Source organism: Streptomyces sp. CRCS-T-1, assembly GCF_024442335.1.
GTDB lineage: Bacteria > Actinomycetota > Actinomycetes > Streptomycetales > Streptomycetaceae > Streptomyces > Streptomyces koelreuteriae.
In genome coordinates this window covers 2,463,155-2,482,161 of sequence record NZ_CP101651.1, presented here as the reverse complement: position 1 = coordinate 2,482,161, position 19,007 = coordinate 2,463,155, and the positions used below count along the sequence as shown (strand labels likewise).

General features: G+C 68.4%; 14 protein-coding genes. 11 read left to right on the top strand and 3 right to left on the bottom strand.

The genetic code is table 11. The features are described from left to right. Window position 1 precedes the first annotated feature (1 nt). Window positions 2-634 (bottom strand): AIM24 family protein, encoded by a 633-nt coding sequence (locus NNW99_RS10795; RefSeq protein ID WP_184591833.1) that lies wholly within the window; start codon window positions 632-634, stop codon window positions 2-4. 230 nt (window positions 635-864) lie between these two features. Here NNW99_RS10795 and NNW99_RS10790 point away from each other — a divergent pair, with 230 nt between their 5' ends. The 4 genes from NNW99_RS10790 (at window position 865) to NNW99_RS10775 (ending at window position 5,624) form a co-directional block, all read left to right on the top strand. Beyond that, complete coding sequence (locus NNW99_RS10790) at window positions 865-1,209, top strand: DUF3817 domain-containing protein (protein ID WP_215118486.1); 345 nt, start codon at window positions 865-867, stop codon at window positions 1,207-1,209. Then, a complete protein-coding gene (locus NNW99_RS10785; RefSeq protein ID WP_215118485.1) occupies window positions 1,206-1,499 on the top strand; it encodes an MTH1187 family thiamine-binding protein in 294 nt (97 codons plus the stop codon). The genes NNW99_RS10790 and NNW99_RS10785 overlap by 4 nt, the downstream gene beginning before the upstream one ends. Window positions 1,500-1,808: 309 nt before the next feature. Continuing rightward, window positions 1,809-3,665 carry a glycosyltransferase family 2 protein gene (locus tag NNW99_RS10780; RefSeq protein ID WP_215124226.1) on the top strand — a complete coding sequence of 619 codons (1,857 nt, stop codon included), beginning with the start codon at window positions 1,809-1,811 and terminating at the stop codon, window positions 3,663-3,665. 3 nt (window positions 3,666-3,668) lie between these two features. Further along, entirely contained in the window at window positions 3,669-5,624 is a 1,956-nt protein-coding gene (locus NNW99_RS10775) for a kelch motif-containing protein (protein ID WP_215118484.1), read from the top strand. Window positions 5,625-5,709: 85 nt separating this feature from the next. Here the strand turns inward: NNW99_RS10775 and NNW99_RS10770 are convergent, their stop codons facing one another. Continuing rightward, the gene (locus NNW99_RS10770) at window positions 5,710-6,729 is read right to left on the bottom strand and encodes a glycoside hydrolase family 6 protein (protein ID WP_215118483.1); all 1,020 of its coding nucleotides are present in this window, start codon (window positions 6,727-6,729) and stop codon (window positions 5,710-5,712) included. Between the two features lie 182 nt (window positions 6,730-6,911). Between NNW99_RS10770 and NNW99_RS10765 the strand changes: the two genes are divergently transcribed. The 5 genes from NNW99_RS10765 to NNW99_RS10745 all read left to right on the top strand — a co-directional run bounded on the left by NNW99_RS10765 (window position 6,912) and on the right by NNW99_RS10745 (window position 15,682). Then, entirely contained in the window at window positions 6,912-7,421 is a 510-nt protein-coding gene (locus NNW99_RS10765) for a MarR family winged helix-turn-helix transcriptional regulator (protein WP_184590369.1), read from the top strand. Window positions 7,422-7,464: 43 nt separating this feature from the next. Next, window positions 7,465-7,803, top strand: a complete 339-nt coding sequence (locus NNW99_RS10760) for a DUF3817 domain-containing protein (protein WP_215118482.1) — start codon at window positions 7,465-7,467, stop codon at window positions 7,801-7,803. Between the two features lie 84 nt (window positions 7,804-7,887). Further along, entirely contained in the window at window positions 7,888-9,588 is a 1,701-nt protein-coding gene (locus NNW99_RS10755) for a methylmalonyl-CoA mutase (RefSeq protein ID WP_215118481.1), read from the top strand. Window positions 9,589-10,037: 449 nt separating this feature from the next. After that, entirely contained in the window at window positions 10,038-15,014 is a 4,977-nt protein-coding gene (locus tag NNW99_RS10750; protein ID WP_215118480.1) for an RICIN domain-containing protein, read from the top strand. Window positions 15,015-15,016: 2 nt separating this feature from the next. Beyond that, complete coding sequence (locus tag NNW99_RS10745; protein ID WP_215118479.1) at window positions 15,017-15,682, top strand: hypothetical protein; 666 nt, start codon at window positions 15,017-15,019, stop codon at window positions 15,680-15,682. Between the two features lie 198 nt (window positions 15,683-15,880). On the opposite strand, the gene NNW99_RS10740 is transcribed toward NNW99_RS10745, so the two are convergent. Beyond that, window positions 15,881-16,504 carry a TetR/AcrR family transcriptional regulator gene (locus NNW99_RS10740; protein ID WP_215118478.1) on the bottom strand — a complete coding sequence of 208 codons (624 nt, stop codon included), beginning with the start codon at window positions 16,502-16,504 and terminating at the stop codon, window positions 15,881-15,883. Between the two features lie 233 nt (window positions 16,505-16,737). On the opposite strand from NNW99_RS10740, the gene NNW99_RS10735 reads away from it, so the two are divergent. Next, on the top strand, window positions 16,738-17,712 hold the full coding sequence (locus NNW99_RS10735) for a tetratricopeptide repeat protein (protein WP_215118477.1): 975 nt from the start codon (window positions 16,738-16,740) through the stop codon (window positions 17,710-17,712). Between the two features lie 622 nt (window positions 17,713-18,334). Further along, window positions 18,335-18,994 carry a DUF6230 family protein gene (locus NNW99_RS10730; protein ID WP_215118476.1) on the top strand — a complete coding sequence of 220 codons (660 nt, stop codon included), beginning with the start codon at window positions 18,335-18,337 and terminating at the stop codon, window positions 18,992-18,994. The last annotated feature ends 13 nt before the right edge of the window (window positions 18,995-19,007 follow it).

Sequence of the window (19,007 nt, the reverse complement as noted above, 5' to 3'; positions counted from 1 at the left end):
CTCACACGTCTCCCGCGATCGTGTTCCGCTCGCTCGGCTGTACGTACACCAGCCCGTCGCCCTCGAACCGCATCTGGAAGGCCTCGCCGCCGCCCTCCCCGAGCAACGTGCGGAACGTCACACCGGACTGGAAGGACTGCCGGAGGTTGCCCTGATGCGCCACATACGCCCCCGGGTCGACGGTCAGTGGATACTGCGGACTCACCCGCAGCACCACTGCCGGCCCGTCGGACATGATCGCCGCCTGGCCGTGGCCCTCGACGGACGTCGTGAACAGCCCGTTTCCCTGTGAGGCGCCGCGCAGGCCGGTGAACTCCGTCCCCGTGCGCAGCCCGCCGTCGGTCGCCAGCAGATTGCTCGACTCGACGTAGAGCTTGTCGCCCTGGAGGCCGACCAGGTTGATCTCGGAGGCGCGGTCCGCGAACCAGCAGGTGCCGCGCCCCTTCACCTCCATCAACGTCATCTGCTCACCGGTCAGCCGCCGGGTCACCATGCCCCGGATGCCCTCGCCGCCGCCGCTGAGCTTCTTGAAGGCCATCTCGCCGTCGTACGCGACCATCGAGCCGTTCTTCGCCTTCACGGCATCTCCGGTCATGTCGACGGCGAGCACCTTGTTGCTCTGAAGTCGGAACATCGCCACGTACGGGAAGGTATCCGCAGGCCGGGTCCTGTGGACAGGGTCCGTGGGTGGAGAAAGTCCCTGATCGCACCCTTAGGGGGCGGGGAGCCGGACCCCGGGCCGGGGGCCCGTCGGCTGTTTGCCACAATGGGCGGGACGCTTGTGCGTGCGTTCACAAACCCTCAGTCTGTCAAGCTCATCCAGATCCGTTCAGACCGCCGCGTCTCTCCCACCGAAGGTGACCCGTGGACCTCAAGACCGCCACCGCCCTCCGCCGCCTCCGCCTGGTCTCGGCACCCGAGGCGATCTCCTTCCTTCTTCTGCTGGTCTGCTCGGTGCTGAAGCGGACCACGGAGTTCAATGCCGTGCCGGTGATGGGCATGGTGCACGGTGTTCTGTTCATCCTGTACGTGATCTTCTGGGCCGACGCGTGGAACCGGACGAAGTGGCCCGTGAAGACCGGCGCGCTGTACTTCGTCCTCTCGGTGCTGCCCACCGGTGGCTTCTTCGCCGACCGGAAGCTGCGGCGTGAGGCCGAGGACGCGGTCATCGCGTCCCGGGCGCGCCAGGAAGGGACCGTGAGCGCGTGATCGTCGCCTTTTCCGTGACGCCGCTCGGGGTCGGTGAGGACGTGGGGGAGTACGTCGCCGACGCCGTGCGGGTGGTGCGCGAGTCGGGGTTGCCCAACCGGACCGACGCGATGTTCACGACCGTCGAAGGTGACTGGCACGAGGTCATGGACGTCGTCCATCGCGCGGTGGCCGCGGTCGAGCGGCGCGCGCCCCGGGTCTCCCTCGTCCTCAAGGCGGACATCCGGCCCGGCGTGACGGACGGCCTGACCTCCAAGGTCGCGACAGTGGAGCGGCATCTCGCCGAGTAGGCGTACGCGGCGAGCGGCAACGACGACGAGAACCCTGGTCCGATACGGGCCGGGGTTCTTTCGTGTCACTGCAGGGTGGGTCCGCAGCCCGGCGGGGCGGGGTGCCGCTGCGCCCACCCGTGCCGCCCCTAGCGGCACGCATGCCCGCAGCTGGGTGGGCCCCCGCTCAAGCCGCTGAGGCTGCCGCAGGCATATGCGGGGGTCCACCCACCTGGACGCCCTCAGTTCGACACTGCGTCAAAGGTCCACTTTTGTATGAGTATCGGGGTATCGGTGCTCCGGTCAGGCCTCAATCACCTGGAGGGCGCTGTGCGGCCGGAGGGCTACGACTACGACTCCTACAGCCGACTCGCCGGACCGCTCACGGAGCCGTCCGGTGAGGAGTACCGGGTGCAGTACGTCTCGCTCCTCGCCCGTGAGCCCCGCCGAATACGAGCCGTCCTCCTGATGTGCCTGGCACCGCTGCTCACCGGTGCCCTGCTGGTCTACCTCGTCTGGCCCACCCACTGGGTGGAACGCGAGGGCGCCCAGCGCTGGCTCATCGGTCTCGACGTCACCATGCTGATGGCGATCGGCCTCATCGAGCTCTTCATGCTCGTCAACGTCGCCTCCGTCGCCCACGCCACGATGGTCGCCTGCGACCCCGTCCCCGTAGTCCCCGAACCCGGCACCCGCGTCGCCTTCCTCACCACCTACGTCCCCGGCAAGGAACCCCTCGCCATGGTCCGCGCGACCCTGGAAGGAGCCACCCGCATCCACCACACCGGCCCCTGCGACGTCTGGCTCCTCGACGAGGGCGACGACGCCGAGGTCAAGGCCATGTGCGCGGAACTCGGCGTACGCCACTTCACCCGCCGCGGCATCCCCGAGTGGAACCGCGAAACCGGCGTCCACAAGGCCCGCACCAAGCACGGCAACTACAACGCCTGGATCGCCATGCACGGCGACGCGTACGACTTCTTCGCGTCCGTCGACACCGACCACATCCCGATGCCCAACTACCTGGAACGGATGATGGGCTACTTCAGGGACCCCGACGTGGCCTTCGTCGTCGGCCCCCAGGTGTACGGGAACTACCACAACCCCGTCACCAAGGCCGCCGAGTCCCAGCAGTTCCTCTTCCACGCCCTCATCCAGCGCGCGGGCAACCACTATCGCGCCCCCATGTTCGTCGGCACGAACAACGTCGTACGGATCTCCGTCCTCAAGCAGATCGGCGGCCTGTACGACTCCATCACCGAGGACATGGCCACCGGCTTCGAGATCCACCAGCACCGCAACCCGGACACGAACCGCTTCTGGACGTCCGTCTACACCCCGGACGTGCTCGCCGTCGGCGAGGGCCCCGCCTCCTGGACCGACTTCTTCACCCAGCAGATGCGCTGGTCGCGCGGCACCTACGAAACGCTCATCACGCAGTACTGGAAGGCGCCCGTGAGCATGCCGCCGGGCCGGCTGCTGTCCTACACGCTCATGCTCGTGTACTACCCGATGACGGCGGTCAACTGGTTCCTCGGCATCTTCAGCTGCTTCCTCTTCCTCTGGTTCGGCGCCTCCGGCACGGAGGTCGCCGTGTCGGTCTGGTTGATGCTCTACAGCGACGCCGCCGCCTGCCAGATCGGGCTGTACCTGTGGAACCGCCGGCACAACGTCTCACCGCACGAACCGGAGGGCTCGGGCGGCCTGGCCGGCATGGGGATGTCGGCCCTGTCCGCGCCGATCTACCTCAAGTCCCTCAGCGAGGCGGTCATGCGCCGCCCCAGCCGGTTCGTCGTCACGCCCAAGGGTGACGACGCCAGCCCCGACCAGCTGGCCACCTTCCGTATCCACCTCTTCTGGGCGGCCCTGCTGGCCACGTCCCTGGCCGCCTCGGTGGCCCTGGACCACACGCACGCCGCGATGCGCACCTGGGCCCTGCTCGGCATGGCCATCTCCCTGGCACCGGCCGGGGTCTGGGCCGCCACGGCCTGGAAGGACCACCGGGAGCGGCACCGCCGGCTCGCCCACGCCGAGGCACCCCCGCACCCGCACCCCCGCGCACCCGAAGCCGACGAGCCCGCCCTCGCCACCACGCCCACGCCCACGCCCGCACCCACGCCCACCCCGGCCCTCGCCACCGTGTCCCCCGCGGCCCCGGTCTCCGGCACCCCGACAGGAGGCAGCTAGGCCATGGCCTACCAGCTCTCGCAGAAGACCAAGAAAACCGTCCTGGGCATCGGCGGCATCGCGGTCCTGGCGGGCCTCAACGCCCCGGCCGCGCTGGACTTCGTCTCCACGCAGTACCACGAGTACAAGATCGCCCAGCCGGACTACATGGCGAAGTACGGCTCCTGGACCCAGCTCGACATCCCGGAGGAGTTCCGCACCAACGCCATCCACGCGGCCCTGCTGCACACCGGCAAGGTGCTGATCGTCGCCGGGTCGGGCAACGAGCAGCGCAAGTTCGACGCGGGCGAGTTCGACACCATCCTGTGGGACCCGGACAAGAACACGTACAAGAAGATCCCCACCCCGGAGGACTTCTTCTGCGCCGGTCACGCCCAGCTCCCCGACGGCCGCCTGCTGGTGGCCGGCGGCACCGCCCGCTACGAACGCCTCGGCGCCGAGGTGACCCGGGCCGGCGGCGGCATGCGTGTGAAGAACGAGAGCCCCGACAAGGCGGTGTTCCTGAAGAAGGGCACCCGCTTCCGCTCACCGTCCGGCTTCGAGTACGTCACCAAGTTCGACGTCACCGTCCCGAAGGCCAAGCGCACCCAGAAGATCACGTACAACAGCCGGGGTGTGATGCAGCCCTGGAAGACCAAGGTCACCGCCAGCGAGGCCCGTGTCTGGGTGGACGCCGTGGACAAGGGCTCCCTGTCGGCGACCCGGAAGCAGGCGCAGTACGCCGTCGTCGGCCTGACGGGCAAGGCCGGTGACAACGTGTACGGCCTGTCGGAGAAGATCACCCTCGACAAGCAGGACTTCCAGGGCATCCGCGGCGCCTACGAGTTCGACCCGAAGGCGGAGAAGTACATCCCCGTCGAGCCGATGGACAAGGCCCGCTGGTACCCGACGCTCGTCGGCCTCGACGACGGCAGGGTCCTGGCGGTGTCCGGCCTGGACGACGTCGGCATGATCGACCCGGGCGACAACGAGATCTACGACCCCGAGACCAAGAAGTGGACACCGGGACCCAAGCGGTACTTCCCGACGTACCCCGCCCTGTTCCTCACCAAGGGCGGCAAGCTGTTCTACCCGGCCTCCAACGCCGGTTACGGGCCCGCCGACCGCGGCCGTGAGCCGGGGCTGTGGGACGTGGAGAAGAACACGTTCCGCAAGGTGCCGGGACTGACGGACCTCGACCAGACCGAGACCTCGGCCTCCCTGCTGCTGCCCCCGGCGCAGGACCAGAAGGTGATGATCCTGGGCGGAGGCGGCGTCGGCGAGTCACGCAAGGCGACCCCGCGCACGGCCGTCGTGGACCTGAACAAGGACAACCCGGCCTTCGAGGACGGCCCCGACCTGCCGCAGGGCACGCGCTACCTGAACAGCGTGATCATGCCGGACGACACGGTGTTCACGTCCAACGGCTCCAGGGACTACCGCGGCCGCAGCGCCAGCAACATCCTCAAGGCGCAGTTCTACGACCCGAAGAGCAACGCCTTCCGGGAGGCCGCCGCGCCGAGGGTGGGCCGCAACTACCACTCCGAGGCGCTGCTGCTGCCCGACGGCAGGATCGCCACCTTCGGCTCCGACCCGCTCTTCGACAACCAGCAGAACACCAAGCTGGGCCACTTCGAGCAGCGCATGGAGGTCTTCACCCCGCCCGCGCTGCACAAGAACCTCCAAAACCGCCCCGTGCTGAAGGGCGGTTCCCAGAAGCTGAACAAGAAGCACAGCATCACGTTCCGTACGGCCCACCCGGAACGCGTGGCCGAAGCGCGGCTGATGCGGCCCAGCGCGGTCACGCACACGACCGACGTCGAGCAGCGCTCCATCGAGCTGGACATCACCAGGAAGGGCGACGCGCTGACGTTCGAGGTACCCCGCGACCCGGCCCTGGTCCCGCCCGGCTGGTACATGCTCTTCGTGACGGACGGCGCGGGCACGCCCTCGCGGGCCAAGTGGATCCACGTGGAGTGACTGAGTGAGCGAGGGGGGGAAGGGAGCGGAGGGAGGAGCCGGAATCAGTCCCCGACGCTGCTCGACCCTCCGCGGCGCTCCATCCTCAGCGTTCCCGTCGTGCCCAGTCCTCCGCGTTGCGCGCCAGCTCCAACGCGTACTCCGGCCACCAGCGACCGGCGTCCGGGCCGCCCTCGCAGTCTCCGTCCGACTCGCCGGGCCGCTTGATCCACAGGTAGGCGTCCAGGGTCCGTTCGCCGGTCTGGGTCGTGGGCGGGGTGCCGAGCGCCCGGCCCGGCGGGTTGCACCAGACGCCGGGCAGGGGGCCGTTGCCGTTGCGGCTGGTGTCGATGACGAAGTGCTTGCCGTCGAGGGCCTCGGCGAGCCGGAGGCCGTACTCCGTGGTCTCGTCGTCGGTCTGGAAGTTGGAGACGTTGAGCGCGAAGCCGTCCGCCTGTTCGATCCCGGCCCGCCGCAGCGGCTCCACCAGCTTGTCCGGCTCCCGGATCCAGTCCGCGTTGCCCGCGTCCAGATACACCTTGGTGTTCGGCTGCTGCTTCAGCCGCGTGATCGCCTCGCTGAGCAGCTGCTCGCGCTCGGCGTGGTACTCGCCGGGCGTGCAGCCGTCCACGATGTGCGCGACCGCGTCGGGCTCCAGGACGACCAGGGCCTCCGCCTCGCCGAGGGCGTCGGCGAACTGCCCGATCCACTGCCGGTAGGCGTCCGCGTCCTGCGCCCCGCCCGCCGAGTGCTGGCCGCAGTCCCGGTGCGGGATGTTGTACGCGACGAAGACCGCCGTCTTCCCCTCCTCGCTCGCGGCCGAGGCGGCCGCCCGCACCGTCGGTGCCGGGTCGGTCTCGCCGGGCGGCCACAGCGCGGCCGGCCGGTCGGCGATCAGTCGGATCAGCTCGGCGTCGTAGTCCCGGTCCTGCTGCTCCCAGAGCCGCGCCTGCTGGGCCGCGGAGCTCTCGGGGTCGACCCAGAAGGGGGAGCCGGCCGTGTAGCCGGCCTTCGTGGTGTCGTCGCCGGTGTCGGACGCCGTGTCGGCGCGACCGTGAGCGGACGAGCAGCCCGCAGCGAGACCGAGCACCGCGAGGACCGCGAGGGCGTGGTTCAGCCGTCTCATGCCGCTCCCTGTGAGGAAGGTGACGTTCAGTGATGGAGCTGTTATCAATAGTTACATACTCGTATGAATAGCCATGTAAAGGACATGGGCTCGCCCTGCCCCCGTATGGCGGAGCCGGAGGCGCCGGACCGAAGGGCGAGACGGGGCTGACCACCATGTGACCGGCCGGTAAGGTCGGGTTCGTGCCGAAGCCGCTCAGTCTCTCCTTCGATCCGATCGCGCGCGCCGACGAACGCTGGAAGCAGCGCTGGGGAAACGTGCCGTCCATGGCCGCGATCACCTCGATCATGCGCGCCCAGCAGATCCTGCTCGCCGAGGTCGACTCGGTGGTCAAGCCGTACGGGCTGACGTTCGCGCGCTACGAGGCGCTGGTGCTGCTCACCTTCTCCAAGTCCGGCGAGCTGCCGATGTCCAAGATCGGCGAGCGGCTCATGGTGCACCCCACGTCCGTGACGAACACCGTGGACCGGCTGGTGAAGTCGGGTCTCGTCGACAAGCGGCCCAACCCCAACGACGGGCGCGGCACCCTGGCCAGCATCACCGAGAAGGGCCGCGAGGTGGTCGAGGCGGCCACCCGCGACCTGATGGCGATGGACTTCGGGCTCGGGGCGTACGACGCCGAGGAGTGCGGGGAGATCTTCGCGATGCTGCGGCCGCTGCGGATCGCGGCGGGGGACTTCGAGGAGCAGTGACCCGGGGCAAGATCCCCCGGAACGGGTCGTTACGCTCGACGGCATGAAAAAGAGCGTGCTGACCCGCTACCGCGTGATGGCCTATGTCACCGGCGTGCTGCTGGTCCTGCTGACCCTGGGCATGATCGGCAAGTATCTGCTCGACCTGAACGGCGCGGCCGACTTCACGCGCGTCGTCAGCATCGCGCACGGCTGGCTGTACGTCCTGTACCTGGTCTTCGCCTTCGACCTGGGCTCCAAGGCGAAGTGGCCGGTCGGCAAGCAGGTCTGGGTGCTGCTCGCCGGGACCGTTCCGACGGCCGCCTTCTTCGTGGAGCGCAAGATCAGCCACGAGCTGGAGTCCCGGCTCGCGGAGGACTCGCCCGCGCCCGCCAAGGCGTAGCTCGCACGACCCGACCGCCGTACGGACGAACGTACGGCGGTCTCCCATCGACATTTACTAGGACGTCCTAGTAAATTCGAGGGTATGGACGCTGACGCCATCGAGGAGGGCCGCCGCCGCTGGCAGGCCCGGTACGACGCCGCGCGCAAGCGCGAGGCCGACTTCACCACGCTCTCCGGCGACCCCGTGGAGCCGGTGTACGGGCCGCGGCCCGGGGACAGGTACGACGGTTTCGAGCGGATCGGGTGGCCCGGGGAGTATCCCTACACCCGCGGCCTGTACGCGACCGGCTACCGAGGGCGTACGTGGACCATCCGGCAGTTCGCCGGGTTCGGCAACGCCGAGCAGACCAACGAGCGCTACAAGATGATCCTCGGCAACGGCGGGGGCGGGCTCTCGGTCGCCTTCGACATGCCGACGCTCATGGGCCGTGACTCCGACGACGCGCGCTCCCTGGGCGAGGTCGGGCACTGCGGTGTCGCCATCGACTCGGCCGCCGACATGGAGGTCCTCTTCAAGGACATCCCGCTGGGCGACGTCACGACGTCGATGACCATCAGCGGCCCGGCCGTCCCCGTCTTCTGCATGTACCTGGTCGCCGCCGAACGCCAGGGCATCGACCCGGCCGTCCTGAACGGCACGCTCCAGACGGACATCTTCAAGGAGTACATCGCCCAGAAGGAGTGGCTCTTCCAGCCCGAGCCGCATCTGCGGCTCATCGGCGACCTGATGGAGCACTGCGCGGCCGGCATCCCCGCGTACAAGCCGCTGTCCGTCTCCGGCTACCACATCCGCGAGGCCGGGGCGACGGCCGCGCAGGAGCTGGCGTACACGCTCGCGGACGGCTTCGGATACGTGGAGTTGGGGCTGTCGCGCGGGCTCGACGTCGATGTCTTCGCCCCCGGCCTCTCCTTCTTCTTCGACGCGCACGTCGACTTCTTCGAGGAGATCGCCAAGTTCCGTGCGGCGCGCCGGATCTGGGCTCGCTGGATGCGGGACGTGTACGGCGCGAAGAGCGAGAAGGCGCAGTGGCTGCGCTTCCACACCCAGACGGCCGGGGTCTCCCTCACCGCGCAGCAGCCGTACAACAACGTCGTACGGACAGCCGTGGAGGCGCTGGCGGCCGTGCTCGGCGGGACCAACTCGCTGCACACCAACGCCCTCGACGAGACGCTCGCGCTGCCCAGTGAGCAGGCGGCGGAGATCGCGCTGCGGACGCAGCAGGTGCTGATGGAGGAGACCGGCGTCGCCAACGTGGCCGATCCGCTGGGCGGTTCCTGGTACGTCGAGCAGCTCACCGACCGCATCGAGGCCGACGCGGAGAAGATCTTCGAGCAGATAAGGGAACGGGGTCTGCGGGCCCACCCCGACGGACGGCACCCGATCGGGCCGATCACCTCCGGGATCCTGCGCGGCATCGAGGACGGCTGGTTCACCGGGGAGATCGCCGAGTCGGCCTTCCAGTACCAGCGGGCGCTGGAGAAGGGCGACAAGCGGGTCGTCGGGGTCAACGCCCACCACGGGTCCGTGACCGGGGATCTGGAGATCCTGCGGGTCAGCCATGAGGTGGAGCGGGAGCAGGTGCGGGTGCTGGCTGCGCGCAAGGCGGGCCGCGACGACACCGCGGTCCGGACGGCCCTGGACGCGATGCTGGCCGCCGCCCGCAGCGGCGCGAACATGATCACGCCGATGCTGGACGCGGTGCGGGCGGAGGCGACCCTCGGCGAGATCTGCGACGTGCTGCGGGACGAGTGGGGGGTGTACACCGAGCCGGCGGGGTTCTAGCTGTAGGCCCTGTGAGGTCAGCTGGAGGCCATGAGGGGGTGGCACTTGCCTCACAACCTCTTCGCACAGTGCGACGAGATTCAGTCAATCTCACGAGCTGCCGGGGCCCGACGGCTGTTTCACATTCACGAGTCCCGCACAAATGATCCGCGGTGTGAGCACGCGGATTGCGCATGCGGGGTGTGAACATCCGCCACGGATATATCGCGCCACGTCGCCCCAGCCCCTGAGTCAACACTGTCCCGACCTGGTTACCCGCGCGTATGGTGATCGTCGCGCCCGGCGGAGCTGACCCCTCCGCCACAGCGCGCGTCACCGGCGACCGGGGGGACATCGTCGCCATGGGGAGGGACGCACCGTCATGCCGGGACACCGGCTTTTCACGCATTTCCTCCGCTCCTTCTGACGGGCACCCCCAGCGCCTTCCTTTGCGATGAGGGGATACTTCCTTGCGCCCAAGACCTGGGCCCTTCCTGCCCAGAACCCGTGTTTCGTCCGGATCGGGTAAGTCCCGGTTCCTGACTTCCGTCGTGACGTCCGCGGTGGCCGTGGCCGTGTTGGCCGGCGTGGCGGTCCAGCCCGACGTGCTGGATCGGCTCACCGGATCGGAGGTGGCCGCCCCGGCGAACGGCTCGTCCGACTGGTCCGAGGACACCGCGGCTGAGCACCTGCGGCAGGACCAGTGCCTGATGGCGGATGTGCTGCGTCTGGGTGGGCCGTCCATGGCCGCGACCGCGCAGGACGGGTTGAACCAGCCGTCGGACAAGCTGCATGCCCTGGCCAACCGGCAGCACTGGGAGGACACCCCGCTGGCCGTTGCGTACCAGCAGGACAGGGACGCGGCCTCGAAGGAGCTCAACGCCCTCAACAACCGGCTTGGGGAATGGGGCAAGCCGCTCGACGGGCTGTCGCAGCCGGGTGGCTTCGACTCGTTGGCCGACTGGAAGGACCCTCCCGGCTCGACCGGCAGCAAGGAAAGCGACTTCTATACGCAGACCGGACTGACCTCTTGGGTGGCCGCCAGGTTCTGGAAAGACGACGGCGACTTCTATGAGGATTCGACGCCGAAGGCGGACGAGAAGACGCTCAAGGCCGTGACCGATCTGGGGGCCCCGCTTTACGGCGAGAGGCCCTACGATCCGGACCTGCCCAACGAGGAGCGGCAGCGCCAGTACGAGGAACGACGGGCCTTCGAGGGGTTGTTTGACACTTTCAACGGCAAGGGCGCTGATGACGCCCGTATGTTCCTGGCCTCCGGCGGATTCTCCCGCACCGCACCGGAGCCCGGTACCGCCGAACACCGGATCGCGGTCGAGGACCTGAAGACCAGGTTCGCGGCCTGTGCCTGGCGGGATCCGATTGACCCGAACAGGGTCTGGGGCGGTATTGCCGAGACGGCCGCTTCGGAGTGGCAGCGGGAGATCACTGCCCAGGCCGGTCAGCGCAACCAGATCCTGAAGTCCAGCAAGGACACTACCAACTCCCTCGCTGCCGGTGCGAAGGCGTTGGGGAACCTGCTGGGGCACTCGTGGGTCGCCGACCGTCTGGTCCGTTGGCAGGACTACTGGGCTCCGGGTGGTATCGGCTGGATCGGGGACTCCCCGACGGTGATCCAGGTCGAGGCGGCCAAGGGCAAGTGCCTGGACGCCGAGGGCGGCAAGACGGCTTCCGGCACGCCGGTGCAGGTCTACACGTGCAACAACGCCTCGGGGCAGCAGTGGCAGCTCCGCAGTGCTTCCGGTGGCAGCTACAACCTCGTCAATGTCAAGTCCGACAAGTGCCTGGACGTAGAGAACAGTGACCCTGCCAACGGCACGAAGATCCAGATCTGGACGTGCAACGGCAGCAAGGCGCAGCAGTGGAAGTTCGATGTCCGGGCTGTCAGTGAGCTGCGCAACGTCGCCACGGACAAGTGCCTGGACCTGAACAAGTTCGACAACAGTCACAACGCCTGGCTGTGGGGGTGCAACGGCACGAACCCGCAGAAGTTCCGGGTCGTTCCCACGGGCCACAAGGGCACGGACGACCATGACTACCCGGACAAGGCGCAGTTCGACCAGGCCAAGAAGAACATCGCAGCGGCACAGACGCAGGCGAAGAAGCAGCTCGACATCCTCAAGGCTCAGTCGGACGCGGCACAGAAGAGCGCCGTCGGCACGGACGCCGCGCAGAAGGCCGCTTATGCCATCGCCGACGAGGCCGGTGCCCCGCGCGGCCGTGGCCTGCTGGTCGGCCAGCAGAAGGCTCAGATCACCAAGGGCGCGGCAGCGGCGCTTGAGGCGATGGTGAAGGCAGGTACGACAGCAGAGGCCGCCACCCGCGCCTCGGCCGGTGACAGCGCGACCATCGCGCAACGGGCCCTGGCCCAGGCCGCGCAGACGAAGGCGGAGTTCCGCAAGGCCGCCGCGGCGATGGCCGAGTCCCAGGCGAAGGCCGCGGCCGACGCCGCGAAGCTGCACCGCGATAACGCCAAGAAGGACAAGGAGACGGCGGAGGCCAAGCTCGCCGAAGCGCTGAAGGCCGAGGGCGAGGCCAAGGCGGCAGCCGCCGAGGCCCATTCCGAGCGTCTGGCCGCCGAGGCCGAGGAGAAGACGGCCGAGGCGGAGAAGAAGACGGCCGCCGCGAAGCAGGCCGAGGCCGCCCAGCACAGGAAGAACGCCGAAGCCGAGGCGACGAAGGCCGAGGACGCCAAGGACAAGGCTGAGGCGGCCGAGGGCACGGCGGTCGAGAAGAAGAACGCCGCTGTGAAGGCTCGCGACAAGGCGCGCGACCTGCGCGACGACGCCTGGGACGCCGAGCAGAAGGCCGACGCCGCCCGCGCCAAGGCCGACGCCAAGGAGGCCTACGCCCAGGCCCACGAGTCCGACAGCAACGCCCAGGAGGCCAGAGCGGCGGCCGACGCCGCGGCCGGGCACGCGGATGACGCCGAGGCTGCCGCCACGAGGTCCCGTTCCGCGGCGGACGCCGCGACCAAGGCGGCAGCAGACGCCGACGCGGCGGCCACCCGGGCGGAGGCGGCGGCCAAGCGGTCCCGCGCCCACGCGGACGGCGCCCAGGCGGCGAAGCTGAAGTCCGACGCCGCGGTGAAGACCGCGACCAGCGCCGCGGCCGACGCCATCGACGCCTCCGAGCACGCCTCCTCGGAGGCGAAGGCCGCGGTCGCGATGGCCGACGAGGCGGAGAAGCAGGCCAAGACCGCCAAGTCCCACGCGGACGAGGCGAACAAGGAGGCCGCCAAGGCACTGGCCGCCTCCGCGAAGGCCGCGGGCTACGCCCACGTCACCGCACAGGCCGCCGTGGACGCCGGCAACGCCGCCGCCCAGGTCGCCAAGCCCGCCAACGACGCGATCCAGCTCGGCTCCCCGTACGTCACCACCGACTCGGCCGCCGGCCTGGTCGTCCTCACCGGCCAGGCATCCAAGACGATCGCCGAACAGCAGAAGGCCGTCGCCGACGCCCACGCCAAGAACGCGGCGGCAGAGGCCTCAGCCGCCAAGAACCTGGCCGACCAGGCGAAGGGCGATGCCAAGGCCGCCTACCAGCACGCGGCCAACGCAGCCGGACATGCCTCCGACGCCCGCGCCTACGCCAAGGAAGCCCTCGGCTACGCCGCCGACGCCGCCAAGGCCGCGTCCAAGGCAACCGCGTCCCTGGCCCGCACCCTCGAATACAACCGCCAGGCCACCGAGGACGCGGCGGCTGCTGACAAGGCAGCCGGGCGGGCCGAGGGCCATGCCAGAGACGCCCGCGACTCCGCCGACCAGGCCGCCCTTGACGCCGAAGCCGCCCGCACCGCCGCCGCGGCAGCCGAAGAGGCAGCCAACGACGCCCGCGCAGCAGCCAACCGCGCCGACGCCGCGGCGACTGAGGCGGAGGAAGCGGCCAAGGACGCGAAGAAGTACGCAGACGAGGCGCAGGAAGCAGCGGAGTCCGCCGAGCGGAAGGCTGCCAACAAGCAGATCTCGAGCGGCAGCGGCACCGGGATCGGCGGCCTGTTCTACGTCGTCAATGAGGACAGCGTAGAGGTAACCGACGCAAAGCAGCAGAACCCGTGCGTCATCGAAGTCGGTTTCGAGGGCTGCACCGTCACGTTCCTGGTGACGTTCAGCGCCACGGTGGACTTCTTCCTGTGCACTAATCCCGAGGTTCCGGCCACCGCCTCCGGCTGCCCCACCTCGGACACGGTGCTGCTCGACACGCAGCCATTCAAGGGCTTGAAGAAGGAGGTCACCCGGTCGTTCAGCAAGCTGGATCTCATTCAGCAGACCGTCGTCTACAAGATACTCAAGGCCGTTTTGGTCCAGGACTTCGTCGACTGCTGGCACGGCAGCGCGAGTGGTTGCGCCTGGGCCGCCAGCAACTTCATCCCCGGCAAGGCGTTCGGCAAAGTCGCTGAGGCGATCCACGCGCTGGACGCCGCGATGCATACCGGAGTCGGAGTCAGCGACGCGTTCAAGGCACTGAAGGCTCTGGATCTGGACACGGCTTCCCTCGCCAAGATCGAGAGCACGATCAACGGCTACGAGGACGTCGTCACTGCCTGTAGGGTCAACAGCTTTCCCGGTGACACGCGGGTGCTCATGGCGGACGGCTCGCGGAAGGAGATCCGCGACGTACGCGTCGGCGACCTCGTACTTGCGACGGACCTGGTGTCCGGTCGGTCGACCGCTCAGCCGGTGATCGACACGTTCCGGCACGACACCCGGCGCCTGGTGGACATCACCGTGGCTGACGGGACCCTGAGTAGCACGGCGGGTCACCTCTTCCATGTCGAGGGGCGCGGCTGGACCGTGGTCTCCGACCTACGCCCGGGCGACCGGTTGCGCACACCGGACGGCGAACTCCGGACGGTCACCGCTCTCCGGGATCGAGCCGGTCTCGTCCCCCGCGAGGTGTACGACCTGACAGTCGACAGGTTGCGCACCTTCTACGTCGGCACTGCAGGGGGACGTCCCCAGGACGTCCTCGTCCACAATTGCACGAACATCGTGGCCGACGAGGGGCTCGAGGAAGCCCATACGCTGAGGGAACACGTACGCCCGAACGACAATGCCATGGCGCAAAAGGCGGAGAAGTCGAAGAACGGCATCGCAACGAGATGGACCAGTGAGGCGATCGCCGCGGAGGCCGTCGACAAGGCCATGACAGCGTGGATCAAACAGGCTGGCAAGGCGAAGGAACTAGACGACTGGAAGATCCAGCAGGCCCAGAGAATCGGAAAGAAGATCGGCTTCATGCCGGACCGGGACCTGAAGACGATTAGGTGGACGATCCGGGACATGGGCCCGTCACTCGGGCAGAAGTGGGTGAGGAACGGCCCGCAGGGAGTGGCGGCCGGTACGACGGTGATCATCAAACTGAAGTATGTGGGCAAGCAGCACAAGCCCAGCAAATACGTCGTCTACACCGCCTACCTGGAAAGCTGACCATGACGGAAGAGACTGGGTTGTCCTGGGTGGCCGCCGAGTGCGACGACTTGGAGGACCTCCCTGTGGAAGAACTCGACTGCCTTGCCGAGCGAGGGCCTGTCGAAGCGATGCTCTGTGTCGCGGAGAGGGCAGTGGCGGTCCTGTCTCAACCGGCGGCGGTACGGCTGGGACAAGACGTGCGGCGTCTGATGGAGTCCTCGCTGCCTGACGCGACGATCCGCACGGTGTGGCTGGGTGCGACGGACCATGTCTTTGACCCGGCCAAGGACGGCATAAGCACCCGCACCTGGCTGTGGAAGATGGAACAGGCATGGCTCACAGCCGAACGCCGCAACGACCCTGCGTTCATCTCCCCACCCGCCGCCCCTGAAACAGACGAGCGACTACGACGGGACGTTCTCCAGGCCATCGGACGGATCGACCATGACCTCACGGGCGCCGTCGAGAACCGGATCTATCCGCTCTCCCTGCCGGGTCTTGTTCCAGCCCTTGAGCTGGTAACCGTCCGGGCCTGCGCGGACCTCGGGTACCGGATGGTCCTGCGCGCGCTAAAGGCGAACTACGTGGCTGTCGATGCAAAGAGCCGCGACATGTTCGTCGAGCTCGGAAGCCGTTTCGGCCACGCACGGTCCCTGGTGACAAAGGACCTCAATCACCAGGCGTGACCGTCGCATGCGGACGGGTGCGCGCAGCTCGCCTGCCACGCAACCGTCTGCTGAATGAGGCCGCCGGAGCGGAGGGGCTACCCCTCCGCTCCACCCGGTCCCCAACCCACACGGGACAGGCCCTCCGTCGGCCGGCCGCATGGCAACGAGAGAGGTCACCATCCCTCTCCGCTCCACCCAATGAGCCGCGAGCGGGCGTCAGACTGCCGCCGCTGCCGCCAGGCCGTTGAGCAGGAGTGCGGTGAGACTCCACGCCCACGTCGCGTCGACGGGCTCGGCGCTCACCAAGGCCCGATGTACGACAGCGCCCGCGATTACGTCGAAGATCAGGTCCACCGTGCGGGCCGACTCCGACGGGTCTGTCTCCGGGGGTAGCTCGCCACGGGCCTGTGCTCTGGTCCGGCCCTCCACGACCAGGCGCTTCTGGCGGTTCACGATCGACTCGCGGATACGTTCCCGAAGGGCGTCGTCTCTCGTCGACTCCGCGACCACCGCCATCAGTCCGCTCCGCGCCTCAGGGCGGGCCAGAATCGTGGCGAACTGGAGGACGACGCCCTCGATGTCCGCGGCCAGTGAGCCGCTGTCCGGCAGCTCCAGTTCGTCGAAGAGTTCCGCCACCGCGTCGACGACCAGTTCGTTCTTGCCCGCCCAGCGGCGATAGAGGGTTGTTTTTGCAACCCCGGCGCGGGTTGCGACGTCTCCCAGGGTGAGTTTGGACCAGCCCAGTTCCACCAGGGCCGCCCGGGTGGCGGCCAGGATCGCGGCGTCCGCCGCGGCGCTGCGCGGGCGCCCGGTGCGGCTGGCTGGGCTGCGGCTCTGCATGCCATGACCATAACGGGCGGTTCCTGTGTGGCCGTGAGGGAGATCACCGGGGGGTGGTGGTCCGGCGGCACGGCGTGCCATTACGCTACGTCTCGTAGCGAAAGCCCGTGATGGACGTACACGGGCTTCGGCGACTTGGCGTGGGGTGGGGACCCGGCGCCGAACGGGACCCGACCGGCCCGGCTTTCACACCGTTTTTCACACGCGCGCGCAGTACGGGGGAGGATAGACGCATGCAGCCACGGAACATGTCCATGAGCGGAGTCGTCGACCTCGCCGCGGTGAAGGCGGCCCAGGAGGCCAAGGCGAAGGCGGAGCAGGCGCGTGCCCAGACCGCCCGGGAGGGCGGTGCGGGGGCGATCTCCCCGGCCGACCTCGTCATCGACGTCGATGAGGCGGGATTCGAGACCGACGTCCTGCAGCGGTCCGCCGAAGTGCCCGTCGTCATCGACTTCTGGGCCGAGTGGTGTCAGCCCTGCAAGCAGCTGAGCCCGGTCCTGGAGCGGCTGGCCGTCGAGTACAACGGCCGTTTCCTGCTCGCCAAGATCGACGTCGACGCCAACCAGATGCTGATGCAGCAGTTCGGCATCCAGGGGATCCCCGCGGTGTTCGCGGTCGTCGCGGGGCAGGCGCTGCCGCTCTTCCAGGGGGCCGCGGGCGAGGAGCAGATCCGGGGAACCCTGGACCAGCTCGTGCAGGTCGCCGAGCAGCGCTTCGGCCTGACGGGTCTCACTGTCGACCCCGACGCCGAGGCGGGCGGTGCCCCGGAGACTCCCGAGCGTCCGGCCGGTCCGCACGACGCGGTCCTCGAGGCCGCCGTACAGGCGCTGGACTCGGGTGATCTGAGCGGTGCGATCCAGGCGTACAAGAACGTACTGAACGAGGACCCGGGCAACGAAGAGGCCAAACTGGGTCTCGCCCAGGCCGAGTTGCTCCAGCGGGTGCAGGGCGTCGACCCGCAGCAGGTGCGCAAGGACGCGGCCGACAAGCCGGCCGATGTGCGGGCGCAGATCGCCGCGGCCGACCTGGATCTGGTGGGCGGCCATGTCGAGGACGCTTTCGGCCGTCTGATCGAGACCGTGGCGCGCACGGTGGGTGACGACCGGGACACCGTGCGGATGCGGCTGCTGGAGCTGTTCGAGGTGGTCGGGCCCGAGGATCCGCGGGTGATCGCGGCGCGCAGGGCCCTGGCACGCGCCCTGTTCTGACCAGTCGTTAAACACGCGGGCTTGTGGTGCCCACGTGAAAGATTTGCCCACGGAACGTCACCGCGGCCGCGCTTTACCAAAACTTGGTAATCGCGGCCGCTGTTACTGCGAGTAAGTCACGGGCGTTGATCTGTCGGTTTCTGTCCATTGATCAACAGCTTTGTACCGCAGGTGAGGACCACCCTGCGTCGTCGGCCGAGACCGATGGGTCGTTGTTCGGTTATACGGCCGTTACTAGCCAGTAACGAACCCCCTTGTGCGGGCGGCGAGAATGCACCACGATCGGCCACGCTCGGTCCATTCCCGTACCCCGGCAGCCGGTTGGGTCGCGGGACATCCAGGGTCCCCACCGAGCAGAGCCGGCGGCAGTGGCGCCGGCTCTTGGACAGGGGGGTCTTCGCCCACCCGGCGAAGCCTGTCCAGCAGGGTTGTGCGTGATGCGTGTCAGGCGCGACCAGTGGTTGTCGCTCGGGGGTGATCGCCGGTGATTCGGGCGCGAGTTGCGCCGCCGAGTGCAGGCGCTCTCCTTCCCGAGGACGTAGCACTTCTCCCATCCCTGCCCGGCTGAGCCGCCATTCGGGGCGAGCCAGGGCAGGAGATGTACGTCCGAGAAGGAGGAAATATGGAGTCCCAGGTGCGTGGCGGGACGAGATGGAAGCGGTTCGCTGTGGTGATGGTGCCCAGCGTCGCCGCCACGGCTGTGATAGGTGTCGCCCTCGCGCAGGGTGCACTCGCCGCGTCGTTCAGTGTGTCGGGGCAGTCGTTCAAGGTCACGGCGAAGGAGCTCAACGGTACGGGCTTCTCCCAGTACGGGGCCGTCGACCAGGGGACTACTCTCTCCGGCGAGAAGACGGGGCACGCGGTGGCGGTCTCGGCATTCGAGTCGGCCTACATCGAGAAGATGTGCCAGTCCGTTGTCACCCCGAGTGTGCCTTTCGTCGGGGACATCACTCTGAGGCTGGAGGCAGGTGACAGCAGCGACCAGAAGAAGCAGGTCTATGCCAAGAACCTGTACATCGACGTCGAGGACCTTCAGGCGGATGCCGAGTTCCGCAACATCGACATCGGTGTAGCGGCCGGGGACATGAAGAACGGCCCCGGCCCCGGCATGAAGGGTGGCAAGGAACAGGCCAACCCGAACGGCTTCGGTCAGCAGGCGGAGTCTGCGACGCTGAAGAACGTGAAGCAGACGGCGTGGGCGACCACTGCCGGAACCTTCAAGCTGAGCGGTCTGCACATGTCGCTGCACAAGGGCAAGGGTGCCGGCGTCGAGTGCTACTGAGCACTCCGTGGCG